The 18,474-nt window shown below is 72.1% G+C and carries 13 protein-coding genes; 5 read left to right on the top strand and 8 right to left on the bottom strand.

Annotation, left to right across the window (positions count from 1 at the left end):
* Positions 1 to 21: 21 nt before the first annotated feature.
* Positions 22 to 1,653 (bottom strand): MFS transporter, encoded by a 1,632-nt coding sequence (locus OG251_RS19050; RefSeq protein ID WP_326678326.1) that lies wholly within the window; start codon positions 1,651 to 1,653, stop codon positions 22 to 24.
* Positions 1,654 to 1,925: 272 nt separating this feature from the next.
* Positions 1,926 to 2,999, bottom strand: coding sequence for a PucR family transcriptional regulator (locus tag OG251_RS19055; protein ID WP_326678327.1), 1,074 nt, complete (start codon positions 2,997 to 2,999; stop codon positions 1,926 to 1,928).
* 435 nt (positions 3,000 to 3,434) lie between these two features.
* Here OG251_RS19055 and OG251_RS19060 point away from each other — a divergent pair, with 435 nt between their 5' ends.
* Complete coding sequence (locus OG251_RS19060) at positions 3,435 to 5,453, top strand: NAD-binding protein (protein ID WP_326678328.1); 2,019 nt, start codon at positions 3,435 to 3,437, stop codon at positions 5,451 to 5,453.
* A 42-nt stretch (positions 5,454 to 5,495) separates the two neighbouring features.
* Here the strand turns inward: OG251_RS19060 and trpS are convergent, their stop codons facing one another.
* The 3 genes from trpS to OG251_RS19075 form a co-directional block, all read right to left on the bottom strand.
* The gene (gene trpS / locus OG251_RS19065) at positions 5,496 to 6,662 is read right to left on the bottom strand and encodes a tryptophan--tRNA ligase (RefSeq protein WP_442818347.1); all 1,167 of its coding nucleotides are present in this window, start codon (positions 6,660 to 6,662) and stop codon (positions 5,496 to 5,498) included.
* Positions 6,663 to 7,068: 406 nt separating this feature from the next.
* Entirely contained in the window at positions 7,069 to 8,187 is a 1,119-nt protein-coding gene (locus tag OG251_RS19070; protein WP_326678329.1) for a GH25 family lysozyme, read from the bottom strand.
* Positions 8,188 to 8,361: 174 nt separating this feature from the next.
* A complete protein-coding gene (locus tag OG251_RS19075; RefSeq protein ID WP_241838796.1) occupies positions 8,362 to 8,490 on the bottom strand; it encodes a DUF6126 family protein in 129 nt (42 codons plus the stop codon).
* A gap of 180 nt (positions 8,491 to 8,670) precedes the next feature.
* Here OG251_RS19075 and OG251_RS19080 point away from each other — a divergent pair, with 180 nt between their 5' ends.
* The 4 genes from OG251_RS19080 (at position 8,671) to OG251_RS19095 (ending at position 14,959) form a co-directional block, all read left to right on the top strand.
* The gene (locus OG251_RS19080; protein ID WP_326678330.1) at positions 8,671 to 9,816 is read left to right on the top strand and encodes an LLM class flavin-dependent oxidoreductase; all 1,146 of its coding nucleotides are present in this window, start codon (positions 8,671 to 8,673) and stop codon (positions 9,814 to 9,816) included.
* A 4-nt stretch (positions 9,817 to 9,820) separates the two neighbouring features.
* On the top strand, positions 9,821 to 10,489 hold the full coding sequence (locus tag OG251_RS19085) for an FMN reductase (protein WP_326678331.1): 669 nt from the start codon (positions 9,821 to 9,823) through the stop codon (positions 10,487 to 10,489).
* A 174-nt stretch (positions 10,490 to 10,663) separates the two neighbouring features.
* Positions 10,664 to 11,086 (top strand): universal stress protein, encoded by a 423-nt coding sequence (locus OG251_RS19090; RefSeq protein WP_326678332.1) that lies wholly within the window; start codon positions 10,664 to 10,666, stop codon positions 11,084 to 11,086.
* Positions 11,087 to 11,224: 138 nt separating this feature from the next.
* Positions 11,225 to 14,959, top strand: a complete 3,735-nt coding sequence (locus OG251_RS19095) for an ATP-binding protein (protein WP_326678333.1) — start codon at positions 11,225 to 11,227, stop codon at positions 14,957 to 14,959.
* A gap of 111 nt (positions 14,960 to 15,070) precedes the next feature.
* On the opposite strand, the gene OG251_RS19100 is transcribed toward OG251_RS19095, so the two are convergent.
* The 3 genes from OG251_RS19100 to OG251_RS19110 all read right to left on the bottom strand — a co-directional run bounded on the left by OG251_RS19100 (position 15,071) and on the right by OG251_RS19110 (position 18,374).
* The gene (locus OG251_RS19100) at positions 15,071 to 16,306 is read right to left on the bottom strand and encodes a MerR family transcriptional regulator (RefSeq protein ID WP_326681317.1); all 1,236 of its coding nucleotides are present in this window, start codon (positions 16,304 to 16,306) and stop codon (positions 15,071 to 15,073) included.
* A 242-nt stretch (positions 16,307 to 16,548) separates the two neighbouring features.
* On the bottom strand, positions 16,549 to 17,406 hold the full coding sequence (locus OG251_RS19105; RefSeq protein ID WP_326678334.1) for an ABC transporter permease: 858 nt from the start codon (positions 17,404 to 17,406) through the stop codon (positions 16,549 to 16,551).
* Entirely contained in the window at positions 17,403 to 18,374 is a 972-nt protein-coding gene (locus OG251_RS19110; RefSeq protein WP_326678335.1) for an ATP-binding cassette domain-containing protein, read from the bottom strand. The genes OG251_RS19105 and OG251_RS19110 overlap by 4 nt, the downstream gene beginning before the upstream one ends.
* Between the last annotated feature and the right edge of the window lie 100 nt (positions 18,375 to 18,474).

Raw genomic sequence — 18,474 nt, forward strand, 5'->3', positions numbered from 1 at the left:
AGGCGGTGGCGGGCGGCCCTGTCACGTGGTGGCGGGGCCGCCCGTCGCGTCCTTCGCGCCCGTCGTGTCCTTCGCGCCCGTCGTGTCCTTCGCGCCCGTCGTGTCCGGCGTGTACATGCGGGGCGCTCCCCTGCGGTACAGCAGCACCGTGATCAGCAGGCCGACGGCGAAGAAGCCCGCCGACCACCAGTACGCGGTGGAGTAACTCTGCAGCTGCGACTGGGCGACGGCGGCCGGGGTCGGTGTGCGGCCCACCATGTAGCTCGCGGCGGCGCTGGTCGCGAGGGTGTTCAGCAGCGCCGTGCCGATGGAGCCGCCCACCTGCTGCATCGTGCTGACCATCGCGGACGCCACCCCCGCGTCGCGCGGGGCGACCCCCGAGGTGGCCAGGTTCATCGCGGGCGCGAAGATCAGCCCGAGACCGAGGCCCAGAACGAGCAGTGGTGGCAGCACATGGGTGGCGTATCCGCTGTTCAGGTCGAAGGTCGTCATCCAGATCATGGCGGCGGAGGCCAGCCCCATGCCGAGCGGCACGATCGGTTTCGCACCGTACCGGGGCACGAAGAAGTTCGTCGTCACCACCGAGGTCACCACCATCACCGCCACCATCGGCAGGAAGGCGAGACCGGTGCGGACCGGGGAGAACAGCAGGCTCTGCTGGAGGTAGTACGTGACGAAGAGGAACACGCCGAACATCCCGGCGCCGGAGACGAAGATGGCCAGGAACGAGGCCCCGCGGTTCCGGTCGAGGACCACCCGCAGCGGCAGCAGCGGATGGGCGGCCCGCGTCTGCCACCGGGCGAACGCCGCCAGGAGGACGACGCCCGCCAGCAGGAAGCCCCAGGTGTCGACGGAACCCCAGGCGTGTTTCTCCGCGTTGGAGAATCCGTAGACGATGCAGAAGAGCCCCGAGGAGGCGAGAACGGCGCCCGGGACATCGAGCTTCGGACGGTCGCCGGGCGCTCCGGCCGTCAGCAGCCGGGAGCCTCCGACGAAGGCGACGACGGCGAAGATCATGTTCACGTACAGGCACCAGCGCCAGTCCAGGTACTCGGTGAGCAGACCACCGAGCAGCAGCCCGACGGCGCCGCCCGCGCCCGCGATGGCACCGTAGATCCCGAACGCCTTCGCCCGTTCCTTCGGGACCGTGAACGTCGTGGTCAGGAGGGAGAGCGCGGCGGGAGCCAGGAGTGCGCCGAAGACTCCCTGGAGGGTCCGTGCCATCACCAGGACCTCGAAGCTGGGCGCGGCGCCGCCGATCGCGGAGGCCCCCGCGAATCCGACCAGCCCCACCAGGAAGACGATCTTGCGTCCCACCAGGTCGGCGATGCGGCCGCCGAGCAGCAGCAGTGAGCCGAAGGCCAGGGCGTAGGCGGTGACGACCCACTGCCGATTGCCGTTGTTGAAGCCGAGATCCTTCTGGGCCGACGGCAGGGCGATGTTCACGATCGTGGCATCGAGCACCACCATGAGCTGCGCCAGACCGATGACTCCGAGCACCCACCAGCGGTGGGAGGGTCGCTCCTGCGGAGTTCCGCCGGCCGGGCCCGCGGCCGGGACGGCCGAGCCGCCGCCCGCGGCGGTGTCCGTGTCGGCGTCCCGCGCCTGGCGGGCCTGCCCGGACTGCCGGGACTGCCTGGGACGACGAGCCATGTGTGGATCTCCCTCGGTGCGCGCCTGCCCACCCCGAAAACCCCCGGATCACACGCTAGGCGCAGGCATCCCTCCCCGCATGCGGGGAGGGACGACGGGCAGCGGAGACAGGGGCGGCGGCAGGCGGAGGCTGCCGGGTTACGGCAATGGCGCGGCCGGGTGCGCGCCGCGTGGCGAGTGACGCCGCCGCTCACGTGGCCCGGCGTCGGGGCACGTGGACCCGGGACGCCCGGCCCCGTGACGCATGACCTCGGGACGCCCGGCCCCGGGTCTCAGAGTTCCTTGGCCGGCCAGTCCAGCAGCCGGGCGCCGATCACCGCGGTCTGGAGCGTGTAGCGGTGCGCGGGGTCGGACGGGTCGGACCCGGTCAGCTGATGGATGCGCTCCAGCCGATACGTCAGCGCGCGCACACTCAGTGTCAGCCGCCGGGCGGTCTCGGCCGCGACACAGCCCGCGTCGAAGTAGACGGAAAGGGTCTTCAGCAGCGGCTCGGCACCGCCCCTGGCTTCCTGGAGCGGCCCCAGTTCGCTGCGTACGAGGTCGGCCATCGCCTGCCGGTCCCGGGTCAGCACCGGGTAGATCAGCAGGTCGGCGGAGTACAGCACGGGGTCGTCCAGTCCCAGCCGGCCGGCGAGGTCGAGGGCGTCGAGCGCTTCGTCGTACGAGTGGACGACGCCCCCTGGGCCCCGGTGCGGGCGGCCGACGGCGACCTGGCCGCCGTCCGTCGCCGCGTGGGCCTGTTTCGCGAAGTACCTCAGGACGTCCGGCTGACTGCCGGGGGCGATACAGACCAGCCGCCCGTCCTTCGTCGTCAGCAGGATCTTCCGGCCGCTGAAACGGGCCAGCAGAGCCGCCTCTACCCGGCGCGGCACGGCATCGGTCTCGGTGTACGCCTCGGGGCCCGCGGCCACCGCGACCGCGTGGGCCCGGGACAGGCGCAGCCCGAAGCGGGTGGCCCGCTCGGCGAGCCGCCCCAGGTCGCTGCGCCCGTAGAGCAGGTCGTCGATGAACTCACGGCGGGCCGCCTCCTCGCGCCGCACCGTGAGCCGCTGGGCCCGCTCGAAGCCCTCGGCGAAGGCGTCGACGGCCTGCTCCACCGCGGCCAGCACGGAATCCGTGACCGTGTCGGCGCCCGCGAGGGCGATGCGGGGCCAGTCGGAGCGGGTCACCGACAGATGCAGCGTCACCAGGGCGCGCAGCTGGTGCCCGGCCTCGGCGGCCTGGCGGCCCAGGGAACGGCGGGTCTCCAGTTCCTCACGCGTGAGCCGGCGGCCGGTGTCGGCGACTTCCCCCAGAATGCGGGCATAGTCCCCCAGAAGCACCTCGGATATCTCCGGCTCGGCCACGCACGTCCCTCCAGTCCCAAAGTTCCTTGTCACTTCCTTAACGCACATGGGCCGGTGCCGGTGCCCGGCATCAGGGGGACATAAAGATTGCCGGATTCCGGCAGTGCGTCGGTCCGCTCTCCAGTGACACGATCCGGTCAGCAACACAGCGGGAAACCGGGGTGACCCACGGGGGAAGTACGGGGGACCCACGGGGGAAATCGGGGGAAGCACGGGGGAGCGAAGGGGAACAACCCGGCTGTTGCGGCGCTGTCCTCAGCGCCGCGGCACCGGGCCCCGACCGCCCGTACCCACCGACGTCACCGCCGCCCCGCCCCGACGGCTCGGTACCGCCCGCCCCCGCCTGCCCGCCTCGCCCCGGCAAGCGCTGCGGCCCCACCCGCCCCGTCACGCAATGATCACCAACACTCCTTACCGATCGGGACGGAGCAAGGCATGCTGGGTTTCGTGACCCCACTCCCCCTCCCTCCGCAGCCTCAACGCCCCCCGTCCAGCGGACACATGGTCATCTGCGGCGACGACGCGCTGGCCCGCAGGCTCGCCGTGGAACTGCGGTATGTGTACGGGGAACGGGTCACCCTCCTGCTGCCGCCGGGCCGCGACGCCGGCCGCCCGGAGCTGCCGCTGACCCAACGGGGCCGGGCCGCCGCCCTGTTCGGCCGGATGTCGTCGGCGATGAACCGCAACGGCAGCACCGCCAACGGCACCGGACCCGGCGCCATGACCGCCGACAACGACACCAACGCCGGGGTCGAGGCGGTCCGCATCATGGAGGCGCCGGAGCCCTCCGACGACGTACTCGAAGAGGCGGGTGTCGACCGGGCGGCCGCGCTCGCGCTCGTGTACGACGACGACGAGCGCAACATCCGGGCCGCCCTGACCGCCCGTCGCCTCAACCCGCGTCTGCGCCTGGTCATCCGGCTCTACAACCGCAAGCTCGGCCAGCACCTGGAGACCCTGCTCGACCAGGCCGCGGCCGTCTCCGTGCCGGGCCTGGACCCCACCGCGCTGGATGCCTCCACCACCGTCCTGTCCGACGCGGACACCGCCGCCCCCGCCCTGGCGGCCACGGCGCTCACCGGCAGCAGCAAGGTCATACAGGCCGAGGGCCTGCTCCTGCGCGCCGCCGAACGCACCCCGCCCCGGCCGGGCGAGACGGCCGACCCCGGCCTGTGCACGCTCGCCCTGCTCTCCTCCACCACCCACGACCCGGCAGGCGCCGAGGGCTCCGACAGCAGCGGGGACGAAGGCCCCCAGCTGCTGCCCGACGAGGCTTCGGTGGCCGCCGCGACGGGGCGGGGCACCGTCGTCCTGGAAGCGATCAGCCGGGCGGATCCGGACCGGCCCGCCGGACGGATGGGCGGCAGGGGCGCACCGCTCGCCCAGGTCTTCTCCCGGCGGCTGCGCTGGTCGGCGCTGGGGGTCGGGACGGCCGTGGTCGCCCTGGCCGTCGCCTCCGTACTGACGACCGGGGACGATGCGCTGCACGCCGCCTACCTCACCCTGCTGGACCTGTTCGCCATGGGCGACCCGGCCGAGGGCGACCGGCCCGCCCGCCAGATCATCCAGCTCCTCTCCGGCCTCGCCGGCCTGATGCTGCTGCCGCTCCTGGTCGCCGCGGTCCTGGAGGCGTTCGGCTCGCTGCGGACCGCGTCCTCGCTGCGCCGCCCGCCACGCGGTCTCTCCGGCCATGTCGTCCTCCTGGGCCTCGGCAAGATCGGTACGAGGGTCCTCGTCCACCTCCGCGAACTCGACATTCCCGTGGTGGTCGTGGAGGAGGACCCCGAGGCCCGCGGCATCCCGCTGGCGCGGAGCCTGCACGTCCCGACGGTGCTGGGCGACGTCACCCAGGAAGGGGTCCTGGAAGCGGCCAAGATCCGCCGCGCCCGCGCCCTGCTGGCCCTCACCAGCATCGACACCACCAATCTGGAGGCCGCGCTGTACGCCCGCTCGGTGAAGCCGGACCTCAGGGTGGCTCTGCGGCTGTACGACGACGAGTTCGCCACCGCCGTCTACCGCACCCTGCGCACCGCACACCCCCAGGCCCTGACCCGCTCGCGTTCCGTGTCCCACCTGGCCGCCCCATCCTTCGCGGTCGCCATGATGGGCCGCCAGATCCTCGGCGCGGTCCCGGTGGAACGCAAGGTCATGCTCTTCGCCGCGCTGGAGGTCGCCGGGCACCCCCAACTGGAGGACCACACCGTGGAACAGGCGTTCCGCGCGGGCGCCTGGCGGGTCCTCGCCCTGGACGCCACCCCGCCCGCCGACCGCAACCCGGACCTGGCCGCCGTCCCCCCGTACGACCCGGAAGGCACCGATCAGCCCTCGGGCCTGATCTGGGACCTGCACCCCGGCTACGTCCTGCGCGCCGAGGACCGGGTGGTCATCGCCGCGACCCGCCGTGGCCTGGCCGAACTGCTGCGCCGCCGGAGCTCCGTGTCACCGCACCGCTGACCCTCCTGGCGGGGACGTGAGCAGGGGCTTGAGGGGGTGGCCCTACCGGAGAGCTCCCATCGCCCCGCGTACCTCGTCCAGGGTGGCCTCCGCGACGGTGTTGGCCCGTTCGTTGCCCGCGCGGAGCACCGACCGTACGTACGCCATGTCCCGCGCGTACTCCGCCCGGCGGGCGCGGATCGGTGCCAGGTGGGTGTTGACCGCGTCGGTCACGGTCCGCTTGAGCGCGGCGCCGCCGCCGCCCCCGATCTCCGCCGCGACGTCGTGCGGGTCCCGGCCGAGGCACAGCGCGGCGAGCAGCACCAGGCTCGACACCCCGGGCCGGCCTTCGGGGTCGTAGGTGATGTGCCGGTCGGTGTCGGTCTTCGCCCCCTTGATGAGGCGCGCCGTCTCGTCGGCGGTGGCCCCGAGGGGGATGGAGTTGGCGCGGCTCTTGCTCATCTTGGTCCCGTCCGTGCCGAGGAGCAGCGGCGCGTCGGAGAGCAGCGCGTCCGGTTCCGGGAAGACGGCCCCGTACCGCTCGTTGAAGCGCCGGGCGACGGTACGGGTGATCTGGAGGTGCGGCAGCTGGTCCTGGCCGACCGGCACCACGTTGCCCTTGCAGAAGAGGATGTCGGCGGCCTGATGCACCGGGTAGGTGAACATCAGCCCGCTGACCGTGGACTGCCGGGAGTGCGCGATCTCGTCCTTGACGGTGGGGTTGCGGCCCAGTTCGGCGACGGAGACGAGGCTGAGGAAGGGCAGCAGGAGCTGGTTGAGGGCCGGGACCGCGCTGTGGTTGAAGACCGTGGAGCGGGCCGGGTCGATGCCGATGGCCAGATAGTCGAGCAGCAGCCCGTCCGTGTACGCGCCGAGCCGCTCGGCCACGTCCCGGTCGGTCAGGACCTGGTAGTCGGCGATGAGGACGAAGACGTCGACGCCGAGGTCCTGGAGCCGGACCCGGTTGTGCAGGGTGCCGAAGTAGTGCCCGAGGTGCAGGGCGCCGGTGGGACGGTCGCCGGTCAGGACCCGGAAGCGGCCGGGCGTCTGCCGGAGCTGCCGCTCCAGCTCGGCGCTGCGGCGCAGGGCGGGGGTGAGGGACAGCGGGTCGGTCCGGGTGTCCGAGGCGGCGGAGACGGCTGAGGCGGCTGAGGCGGCTGAGGCGGCTGGATCAGCGGTGGCGTCGGCGGGGGTGGGCATGGTGGTGGCATCGGTGGGGGTGGTGGTCATGGGGTCTCTCCTCGCTGGTGGAGTGCGTGGAGGACGGCCCGCCGGTTCCGGTGTCTGTCCGTGTCCCTGCCGTACGGGAGGTGCCGTACGAGGGCAGCGAAAAGGGCCGTCCTTGTCGAACGGCCCTTGTCCCGTGCAGGTGCTGTGGCCGCTCCTAGGAGGAGCGCCACCAATTCCGGCACAGTACGGAGGTCATGGCCCGAGTGTATCCCGCACCTGTCACCGGGTCACGGCCCTTCACCGACCGGCCCCGCCAGAACTCCCGGCGACCGGCCACGGAGGTCCTCGTCGGCCCCGACGCCGTCGGTCCCAGCGGTCCTTGTCAGCCCCGGTGGTCCCAGCGGTCCTTGTCAGCCCCGGTGGTCCCAGCGGTCCTTGTCAGCCCCGGTGGCCCCAGCGGTCCTCGTCAGTCCCAGCGGTCCTCGTTCAGGAAGCGTGCCACTCCCCGCCACGACCGGGGGCCCATCACCCCGTCGACCGGCCCCGTGTAGCCGTGCCCGGCGGCCAAGCGCTGGAGCGCCGCGTAGGTGTTCGTGCCCGGTACGCCGTCGACCGGGCCGGTGTACCCGTAGTGGTCGCGCAGATTGCGCTGCAGCGCGGCGTACGTGTTCGGGCCCGGTACCCCGTCCACCGGGCCGGTGTAGCCCGACTCGATCGACAGCCAGTGCTGCGCCCGCTTCCAGAACGCCGTGTCCGGGACACCGCTCTGCTCCGTCGGTGTCTTCGGCAGCGTGCCGCCGGGCGGGTCACCGCCCCCGTCCACCGGGTCGAAGGCCCAGCCGCGCGCCAGGTTGAGGTCCACGGCGGGGGCACCACCGGCAGAGCCGACCGAGGTGTACTGGTGGACGGCCCAGTCGGGGTACCGGCCGCCGAGGTCGGGTTCGTCGTGGCGGGTGCCGTCGTTCGGGCCGTAGACCGCCACCCACAGCCGGGCGCCGGTGGCGATGGTGCGGTCCCAGGTGCCCGCGCGGAGGTTGGCGGCGCCGATGTAGAACCACGGCACGATCTCGCCCAGCCGGGCCTGGACCGTCCGGAACCACTCCGCCGCCTGAGCGTCGTCCCAGAGCCGGGTGGAGTCGTCCAGCACCTCGTCGTCCAGGGCCAGGACGTCGCCGGGGCGGTAGTCGTGCAGATGGTCCACGAAGTATCCGGCCGCGTCCGCCGGGGTCTGGAAGTCGCCGGACAGCCAGTAGTGGCCGACGCGCTGGCCCGCCGCACGGGCGCCGTCGACCTGCTCGGCGTAGTGCGGGCTGACGTAGGGCCCCTCGGCCAGCTGGCTGCCGCCCGCTTTGACGATCGCGAACTCCTGGCCCTCGGAGCGGGCCAGTGCGAAATCGATTCCGGCCTGGGTGGTGCCGACGTCGATGCCCCGCAGCTCGGCCACGGCGGCCGGCGCGGCGGTCCGGCGACCGGGAGCGGGAACGGGAACGGGGGCGGCCGACGCCGTGGGGGCGGCGACCAGCGCGCCGCCCGCGGGGGCCAGCGCCGCGACGGCGAGGCCGCGCAACCATGTCCTTCTGCGCATGGGCTTCCTCCGGATGTGGGGGATGGAGGTACGGGTACGGGAAAGCGGGAACAGCCGTTCCTCTACCCCCGTGCGCAGCCGAACATGGCCTCCACCAAAGGGAGTTCGCAAACACTACGGTCTGCGATCGCTTGAGCGCTCTCGGCCCCGAACCGGCCGCCTCGGCCCCCGCCGCTACTTCTTGGCGTGCTCACCCACGTAGAAGAGGATCCAGATGAAGCCCGCGAAGATGTGCGTCGCGAAGACGTAGACGAAGACACGCAGGGCGACGCCCCGCTCCTTCCAGCGCTCGCTCTCGCTCATGCCGCCGCCCTCTGTCGCGCCGGGCTACGGCCTCTCCGGCCCGGCCTCCAGCGTACGGCCGGGACGGCCTCGGGGCGGGAAGGGAATAGGACCATGGGGTGACCCGTTGTAGGGTGTGTTCACATAGTTCAATGTTCAACTATCCGCACAGCGGATTCCACTTCTTTGGAGGCGGGCGCCATGCAGTTCGGGATCTTCACCGTCGGGGATGTCACCACCGACCCCACGACCGGCACGACACCGAGCGAGCACGAGCGGATCAAGGCGACCCTCGCCATCGCGCTCAAGGCCGAGGAAGTCGGTCTGGACGTCTTCGCGACGGGTGAGCACCACAACCCTCCGTTCGTCCCGTCCTCGCCGACGACGACGCTCGGCTACATCGCCGCCCGCACCGAGAACCTGATCCTGTCCACCTCCACCACACTGATCACCACCAATGACCCGGTGAAGATCGCCGAGGACTACGCCACCCTCCAGCACCTCGCGGACGGCCGCGTCGACCTGATGATGGGCCGCGGCAACACCGGACCGGTCTACCCCTGGTTCGGCAAGGACATCCGCCAGGGCATCCCGATGGCCATCGAGAACTACGCCCTGCTCCACAAGCTGTGGCGCGAGGACGTCGTCGACTGGGAGGGCAAGTTCCGTACGCCGCTCCAGTCGTTCACCGCGACCCCGCGCCCGCTGGACGGCATCCCGCCCTTCGTCTGGCACGGCTCCATCCGCTCCCCGGAGATCGCGGAACAGGCCGCGTACTACGGCGACGGCTTCTTCCACAACAACATCTTCTGGCCCATGGAGCACACCAGGAAGATGGTCGACCTCTACCGCAAGCGCTACGCCCACTACGGCCACGGCACCGCCGAACAGGCCATCGTGGGTCTCGGCGGCCAGGTGTTCATGCGGAAGAACTCGCAGGACGCGGTACGGGAGTTCCGCCCGTACTTCGACAACGCACCGGTCTACGGACACGGGCCGTCCCTGGAGGAGTTCACCGAGCAGACGCCGCTGACCGTCGGTTCCCCGCAGGAGGTCATCGAGCGGACCCTGTCCTTCCGGGAGTCCGTCGGCGACTACCAGCGCCAGCTGTTCCTGATGGACCACGCGGGACTGCCGCTGAAGACGGTCCTGGAGCAGCTCGACATCCTCGGCGAGGAAGTCGTGCCCGTACTGCGCAAGGAGTTCGCCAACCTGCGCCCCGCCGGAGTCCCGGACTCCGCCCCCATCCACCCGGCGGTCACCGCCGCCCGCGCGGCCCGCATCGCCGACGCCGACGACACCGCCCGTACCGCCCCTACCGCCCTTACCGCCCAGAAGGAGGTCTGACCCCGTGTCCACCACGTTCACGAACGAGCCGCTGAGGATCGTGGCCGTCTCGGCCGGGCTGAGTCAGCCCTCCTCCACCCGGCTGCTGGCCGACCGGCTGGCAGCGGCCGCCCGCGAGCGGCTGGGGGCGGAGCAGGACCGCACCGTCGAGATCCAGGTCGTCGAGCTGCGCGACCTTGCCGTCGACATCGCCAACCACCTGGTCACCGGCTTCCCGCCACGTGCCCTGAAGGAGGCGATCGAGGCGGTGACGGAGGCCGACGGGCTGATAGCGGTGACGCCGATCTTCACGGCCTCCTACAGCGGACTGTTCAAGTCGTTCTTCGACCTGATCGACAACACGGCCCTGACCGGAAAGCCGGTGGTGATCGCGGCGACCGGCGGCACGGCCCGGCACTCGCTGGTCCTGGAGCATGCGCTGCGTCCGCTCTTCGCCTACCTGCGGGCGGTCACCGTACCGACGTCCGTGTACGCGGCGTCGGAGGACTGGGGCTCGTCCGGTGACGAGTACACCGAGGGCCTGCCCTCCCGCATCAGGCGGGCGGGCGGCGAACTGGCCTCGGCGGTCATGGGCCGGACGGTCTCCGGAGCGGCCAGGACGCCCGGCGTGGACGACGGCGAGGAAGCGGTCGTGCCGTTCGAGCAGCAGCTCGCGGACCTGCGACTGGACTGACCGGACCGACCCGCCGCGTGGCAGGTTGTCCTGTTTGATTACAGTTGGCTGGAAAGCCGAGCAAAGAACAGCAAAGCCAAGAAAAGGCCGCACTTGACCGGACTTGGCGAAACTCGACCGACCTCGGCCGACCGACCGTAATCGAACCGAGCTGTGACCGAGCTGGAGGCAGATATGGGCAGGATCGTCGTGGGCGTGGACGGCTCCGATTCGTCGATCAAGGCACTGCGCTGGGCCGTACGTCAGGCCGAACTGACCGGTGACTCGGTGGAGGCCGTGAACAGCTGGGAGTACCCCGCGACCAGCTGGGCGTCCATGATGCCGGGCATGCCGGAGGACTTCGATCCGCAGGCGCTGGCGACCGTGTCCCTCAGCGAGGCCCTTGAGGAGTCCCTCGGCGCCGAGGGAGCGGCCGCGGTCAGCAAGATCGTGGTGATCGGCAACCCGGCCCAGGCCCTGCTCGACCGGGCCAAGGGCGCGAACCTGCTGGTGGTGGGCGCCCGCGGGTACAGCGGCTTCAAGGCGACGCTCCTCGGCTCGGTCAGCCTCCATGTCACCCAGCACGCGCCCTGCCCGGTGACCGTGGTGCGCGACTGACGGACCGCTGCCGGGGCACGGTGCGGAAGCTGCCGGTGAGTGATCGCTGAGCGGTCCGGGTTTTCCGGGCGGGCGGGCGGACCTGCGCGATGTCGCGCGGGCCCGCCCGTTGTCAGTGGGGCCTCCTATCGTGTGGTCATGACCCCTGCTCTGTTCGGGCGCGACCATCCCGCAGGCGTCCTCCGTGCGGAGATCGGCCGGGCGACGGACAGCCACGGCGGTCTTGTGCTCGTCACGGGCGAGGCCGGCATCGGCAAGACCACGCTCGTCACGGACGCCGCGCACGAGGCACGGCGGCGCGGCGCGCTCGTGGTCGGCGGTTCCTGCTGGGACTCCGACAGCGCCCCCGGTTACTGGCCGTGGGTGCAGGTGCTGCGCGGCGTGCGCCGCTCCGCCACGGCGGCGGAGTGGGCGGCGGCCCAGGAAGCGTCTGACGGACGGCTGGGGATACTCCTCGGCGAGCCGGGCGGCGGATCCGTGGCCGGACTCCTGACCGGGGCGGACCGCGAGGGCCCAGGACCGGGCGGGGCGTCCAGCGGGGGTACGGGGCCCGGCGGGGGTACGGGGCCGGGCTCGGGTACGGGGCCGGGCACGGGGCCTATCTCGGGCACGGGGCCTGGCTCGGGCGCGGGTACGGGGCCGATCGAGGGCACGGGTACGGGTACGGGGCCCGGCTCGGGTACGGGGCCTGGCTCGGGCACGGCGGACTCCGGTGCGGGTCCGTCCGACGCCGCGGAGGCGTTCGGGCTGTACGACGCGGTGACCACCGCCCTCGTCACGGTCTCCCAGAGCCGCCCGCTGATAGTCGTCCTCGACGATCTCCACAGCGCCGACCCCGCGTCTCTGCGGCTCCTGGGATTCGCCGCCCAGCACGCCTGGTTCGAGCGCCTGCTGCTCGTCGGCACCTACCGGGACGTGGAGGTGGAGGCCCCGGGACACCCGCTCCAGCCGTTGATCCTGCCGCTCGTCTCACGGGCCTCGGCCACCCTCACCCTGACCGGGCTGGGACGCGACGAGGTGGGCGCGCTGATGGCCGTCACCGCGGGCCGGGAGCCGGCACCGAAGCTGGTCGACGAGGTCCACCGGCGTACGGGCGGCAATCCGTTCTTCGTCGAGCAGACCGCCCGGCTCTGGCACAGCGGAAGCCCGGTCTCCACCATTCCGCCGGGCGTACGCGAGGCGGTCGGGCAGCGGCTGGCCCTGCTGCCCGAGCCCGTGGTCGCTCTGCTGACGACCGCCGCCGTCCTCGGCCGCGACTTCCGCCGCCAGGTCCTCGCCGTGGTGCACGGGGAGCCGGTCCCCCATGTGGAACGGCTCCTGGAACGGGCGGTAGCGGCCCGTGTCGTCGTCGCCCACCCGACCGGGCACTACGCCTTCGCCCACGACCTGGTGCGCGAGACGCTGTACGCCTCGCTGGACGGGACGGCGGTCCGCGGGCGGCACGCACAGGTCGTACGGACCCTGGACGCGCACGGCGGGCTCGGCGAGTCCGTCCTTCCCGGCGATCTCGCCCGGCACGCCCACCTCGCGGGCGGCGCGCTGGAGCGCGAACGCCGGATCGAGCTGATGACGGCGGCCGCCCAGGACGCCTCGGGACGGCTGGCCGACGAGGAGGCCGTCGGCCACTACCGGCGCGCCCTGGACGCGGCGACCGGGGACTCGGCGGAGGGGGAGGCACCGGACCGCCGCCGGACGGCACTGATCTGCCTGGACCTCGCCGGGCAGCTGCGGCACGGCGCCGACCCGGCGGAGGGGCAACGCTATCTGGACCGGGCCGTCACCCTCGCGCAGGAACTGGACGACCCCGAGCTGCTCGCCCGGGTCGCGATGACGCTGCATCGCGAGGGACCCCTGGGGTCCCGGGAGGCGTCCACCGTCGCCCTGCTGCGCGACGCGCACCGCAAGGTCACCGGCAAGGACGGTCAGGAAAAGCTCTCCCCCGACCGGCTCGCCCAGGAGCTGGCCATCAACATCGTGGCGCTGGCCCGGCGCGGCACGGACGACGAGGCGCTCGCCTTCTCCCTCTGGGCGCGGCACGACTCCGTATGGGGTCTCGGCTCCTCGGTGGAACGCCTTGAGCTGACCGACGAGATGATCGACGTCGCCCGCCGCACCCACCACCGCGAAATGGAACTCCATGCCACGTCGATGCGGTGGGTGGCCCTGCTGGAGCTGGGCGATCCGGGGTTCGTGGACCAGTTCCGGACGTTCGTCACGCTCGCCGAGCGCGCCGACCTGCCCCGGTTCGACCTGGGCATCGCCGTCGACACCAGCCTGATCGCCTCCCTGCAAGGGCGGTTCGCCGAAGCGGACGCCGCCCTCGCGGACGAGGCGATGAACGAACAGGCGTCCGAGCACGCGCCGTTCGGCTTCATGGCGGGCCATCTGCACTGGGCCCTCCACCTGCTCCGGGGGCAGTACGAGAACGCCGAGGAGGTCCTCGCCCAGCTGCCCGCCGCCGGATATCCCTACCCCCGGCTGCTGGAGGCGATCACGGCGGTGGAACAGGGCGACGCGGCACCCGCACTGCGCCACATCGCCGAGCGGTCCGCCCCGGCGGCCCCCTATCCGCGCGCCTTCACCCCGCTGTGGCTCCGGCTGATGGCCCAGACGGCCACGGTGACCGGTGACCCGCAGCTCATCGCCCGAGCGGAGAACGCCCTCGCGCCGTACGCCGGGCAGTGGGTCGTCTCGCTGTACGGATGCGACATCAGCGGGCCCGTCGACCTCTGGCTCGGCCTGCTCGCCGCGGCCCGCGGGGACCGCGACGCGGCGGTGGCCGCGCTCACCGAGGCCATCGCCTCCTCGGACCGCCTGGGCGCCCGCCCCTGGTCCGTACGCGCCCGCCTCCACCTGGCGGAATCCCTCCTCGCCCGGGGCAGGGACGCGACGGCCGGCACAACAGCGGGACCGCCGGACGCGGAGGACCCGGGCGGTACAGCGAGTACGAGCGGTACGACGGCGGGCACGGGCGGTACGGCGGCGGGTACGGGCCGTACGGGCGAAGCCGCAGGGGATATCGCAGGGCATATCGCGGGCGAAGCCGCACGGGATGTCGCGCGGGCCGGCCGGCTGCTCGCTGAAGTCAGCAGAGAGGCAGCCGAATTGGGCCTGCGCCATCTGACGTCCCGTGCCGCGTCCCTGCACGCGCAGCGGGCGGGGACCAGCACCGCGTCCCTGCACGCGCCCGCCTCCGGCAGCGCCGGGATGAGTACCGCGCCCGCCCCCGGCGCCGCCACGCCCACGTCCCGCACCCCGTCCGAAACGCACGTCTCCCCCCAGGCCGGGGCCGCCCGGCAGGTGCCGCCCGGCGACACCACCGCACCCGCGGGAGAGTTCCGGCGGAACGGGCCTGTGTGGATGCTCCGTTGGCACGGGGTGACCGTGCACGTACCCGACGCCAAGGGGCTCCGGGACCTGCACACCCTGCTGGGACTGCCCGGTTCGGACGTCCCTGCCGTGCAGCTGCTGGCCCCCGAGGGTGGCGAACTCGTCGTCGCCGCCCGGCAGCTCGGCGGCGACCCGGTGCTCGACGACGAGGCCAAGCACCGCTACAAGGAACGCCTGGACCGGCTCGACGTGGAGATAGACCGCGCGGCGGCACGGGACGACGTGCGGCGGGTCGAGGAGTACGACCGGGAGCGTCAGGCGCTGCTCGACGAACTCCGCAGCGCGGCCGGTCTCGGTGGCAGGACCCGCCGTCTGGGCGACGAGACCGAGCGGGCCCGCAAGACCGTCACCGCCCGCATCCGCGACACCCTCCGCAAGCTCGACGGGCTTCACCCCCAGCTGGCCTCCCACCTGCGGGAGTCCGTGACCACAGGCACCACCTGCGCCTACCGCCCCGGCCGCACCCCCGACTGGCGTCTGTGAGCCCTCGCGCCGCCCTCCCTCCTCACGCAGCTCTCCCCCGCCCCTCGCGGTTCTCACCTGCCCGCAGCCCGCAGCCCGTGCAGGATCAGGTGGACCTGCGCATGCCTCGCCTCACAGGGCCACGACATCGGCGACGACACACGCCACGTTGTCGGGTCCGCCCGCGTCGACGGCCAGGGCGACCAGCTCGTGTACGGCCGTGTCGGGACCGTCCGCCGCGAAGAGCGCACGGGTCAGGTCCGCCTCGTCCACCACCGCCGACAGTCCGTCCGAGCACAGGAGGTAGCGGTCCCCCGGACGGGCCTCGTACAGTCGGACATCCGGCCGGTGCGGGGTCGTGGATGCCCCGCCCACCAGCGCCTTGAGCAGCAACGCGCGCTGCGGATGCGAGCGTGCCTCCTCCGCCGTCAGCGAGCCGTCGTCGATCATCGACTGGACGAGGCTGTGGTCGTGCGTGATCCGGAACAGCTCGCCGCCCCGCAGCAGATAGGCGCGCGAGTCCCCGATGTGCACCAGACCCAGCCCGGAGCCGGTCCACACCATCGCGGTGAGCGTGGTCCCCGACTCCTCCGGAACGGCGCGCCCCGCAACCGCGTCCCGGACCGCCCGCGACGCGAGGTCCGCCGCGTCCTCCAGTGCGTTGAGCAGATGCGCCGCGCTCACCGCCGCCTGCGCGGCGGGCCTCAGCGCACCGATCGCCGCCGCACTCGCCTCGGCACCGCTCGCCCCGAAACCGTCGGCGACGGCCAGCAACCGGGCCCCCGCGTGGACCGCGTCCTGGTTGGACTCCCGCACCGTCCCCATGTCCGACAGCGCCGCGTACCGAATCCCGAGGGTGCCCAGCCCTGCGCCGGCTCCGCCTCCCGAACCGCCCTGACCCCGTGAACCGCCCCCGCCCCCTGATCCGCTGCCGGCCCACGAACCTGCGCTGCCCGGACGGCCGTTGCTGTCCCGCAGGCCGTCACCGGGCCCTGATTCCTGGCCGCCCCGTGCATCGTTCGGCACCTTCGACATCGTGCTGTCCTCCCCTGACAGATGGTCGACGAGGAAGGTCGCCAGATCGCGCCGGGCCGCCGTCTCGGCCTCCACCCGTGCCCAGTAGGCGCGGATCTCCGCCGCGGCGGCGCCCGCGTCGAGTGCCACCACCCCGCTGATCCGGGTGAGCGGCATCCCGATCCTGCGCAGCCACGCCACCAGCCGGGCCGTCTCCACCTGCGCCCGGTCGTAGTACCGGTAGCCGTTCACCGGATCGACCAGGGCGGGGCGGAGCAGGCCCAGCTCGTCGTAGCGGCGCAGCACCTTCGCGGAGAGCCGGGACAACCGGGCGAACTCCCCGATCGACACCAGCCCGGCACCACCGGCACCACCAGTACCACCGGCACCATCAGCGCCTTTGGTGTCACCGGTGTCCCCGGCGCCACCGGCACCCTCGGAGCCCACCGCGCGACCCTCGCGTTTCACCGCGTACCTCCTCGTACCGGGCGGCTTCCGCCCGGCCCCACCGATGCTGGGGCTTCCCCTGCGGGGAAGGTCAAGGATCCAGGGTCAGCGAGGCACCGTGACCGACAGAACCACCTCGCCCACCCCCGTCACTTGCGGTTGTAGAGCCGCATCGTCACCGGGCCGAACACCACCACGAACAGGGCGGCCCAGCCGAGCGACCAGGCGATGTCCGCCATCGGCCACTTCCCGGCCATCAACTCACGTACCGCCGAGGCCAGATGGGTGACCGGGCTGTTGTTCACGAATGCCTGCAACCAGCCGGGCATCGTCTTCGGGTCGACGAACACATTGCTGAGGAACGTCAGCGGGAAGATCACCATCATGCTGACGCCCATCACCGACTTCTCGGAGCGCAGCAGCAGACCGAACATCGTCCAGATCCAGGAGAACGCGAAGGCGAAGACCAGCAACAGGGCAACGCCCGCCAGCACCCCGACCACTCCGCCGTCCGGTCTGAAGCCGATGATCATGCCGACAGTCAGCATCACCGCCGAGGCCATCACATAGCGCAGGACATCGCCGAGCAGATAGCCGACCATCGGTGCGGGCCGCCAGATCGGCAGCGTACGGAAACGGTCGAAGACTCCCTTGGTGATGTCGGTGTTGACCGAGACACCCGTGTACATCGTGATCATCACGACGCTCATCACCAGGATGCCGGGCAACAGGAACTGGATGTACTCCTCGGTGGAACCGGCCAGCGCCCCGCCGAAGAGATACGTGTACATCAGGACCAGCATGATCGGGAACGCCGTCACGTCGAACAGCTGGTCCGGCACGTGCTTGATCTTCAGCATGGCCCGCCACCCGAAGGTGAGGGAGGCCGACAGCGCGCTGGGCCTCGGCGGCCGTTCCTGACCGACCAGGAGGGAGGCGAGGCGCTCCGCGTCGGGGGCTGCGAGTGCGACCTCGTCGAGCTCTGTCTTGGCGGTCGCGGTGCTCATGCCGCCACTCCCTTCTTGTCCGTGAGTGCGAGGAAGACCTCGTCGAGGCTGGGCTGCCCCAGCGAGAAGTTGTCGACGGTGATGCCGGACCGGGCCAGTTCGGCCAGTGCCCGGGCGGCCTGTTCCGCCGCGCCCTGCTCGGTGCCGTGCCCGTTGACCCTGGCCGTGAGCGCCACGGGGTCCGGGTCCAGTTGCACCGTCGCGTTCAGAGCGATCGCCAGCACCCGCTCGGCCTCGGGGCGCTGTTCGGGGTCCCGCAGGCGCAGATGGACGGAGCCCGAGCCGACCGATGCCTTCAGCTCGCCCTTCGTCCCCTCCGCGATCACCCTGCCGTGGTCGATGACGGCTATCCGGGACGCCAGATGGTCCGCCTCGTCCAGATACTGGGTGGTCAGCATGACCGTGGTGCCCTGGGCGACGACGGCTCGCACGATGTCCCACACCTGGTTACGGCTGCGCGGGTCCAGCCCGGTCGTCGGCTCGTCGAGGAAGAGCAGGTCCGGGGTGTTCAGGATGGAGGCGGCGATGTCGATGCGGCGCCGCATGCCTCCCGAGTAGTTCTTCACCTGCTTTCCGGCCGCCGCACTCAGCCCGAAGCCCTCCAACAGCTGCTCCGCCCGGGTCCGGGCGGCCGGTTTGCCGTGCCCGAGGAGACGTGCGAGCAGCACCAGATTCTCGGCGCCGGTCAGGTCCTCGTCGACCGAGGCGTACTGCCCGGTGAGGGAGACCTTGCTGCGGACCGCGTCGGCGTCCTTCACCACGTCCTTGCCGAACACCCGTGCCTCGCCGTCGTCCGGTCGCAGCAGCGTCGCGAGCATGCGTACGGTGGTGGTCTTCCCGGCGCCATTGGGTCCGAGGACGCCGTAGACCGTGCCGGCCGGGACGGCGAGGTCGACGCCGTCCACCGCGCGGTTGTCGCCGAAGACCTTCACCAGCCCCGTGGTCTCGATGGCCAGTTCAGTGCTCATGTTCCCTTCCTTGTACGTCGACGGGTGGGTTCTGATGATCCGGAGGAGCCTTCCCCGGGGGCCGGGGGCCGGGGGCCGGGGGCCGGGGAGCTGCGGAGCT

It is taken from the genome of Streptomyces sp. NBC_01237 (genome assembly GCF_035917275.1).
Classification (GTDB): domain Bacteria; phylum Actinomycetota; class Actinomycetes; order Streptomycetales; family Streptomycetaceae; genus Streptomyces.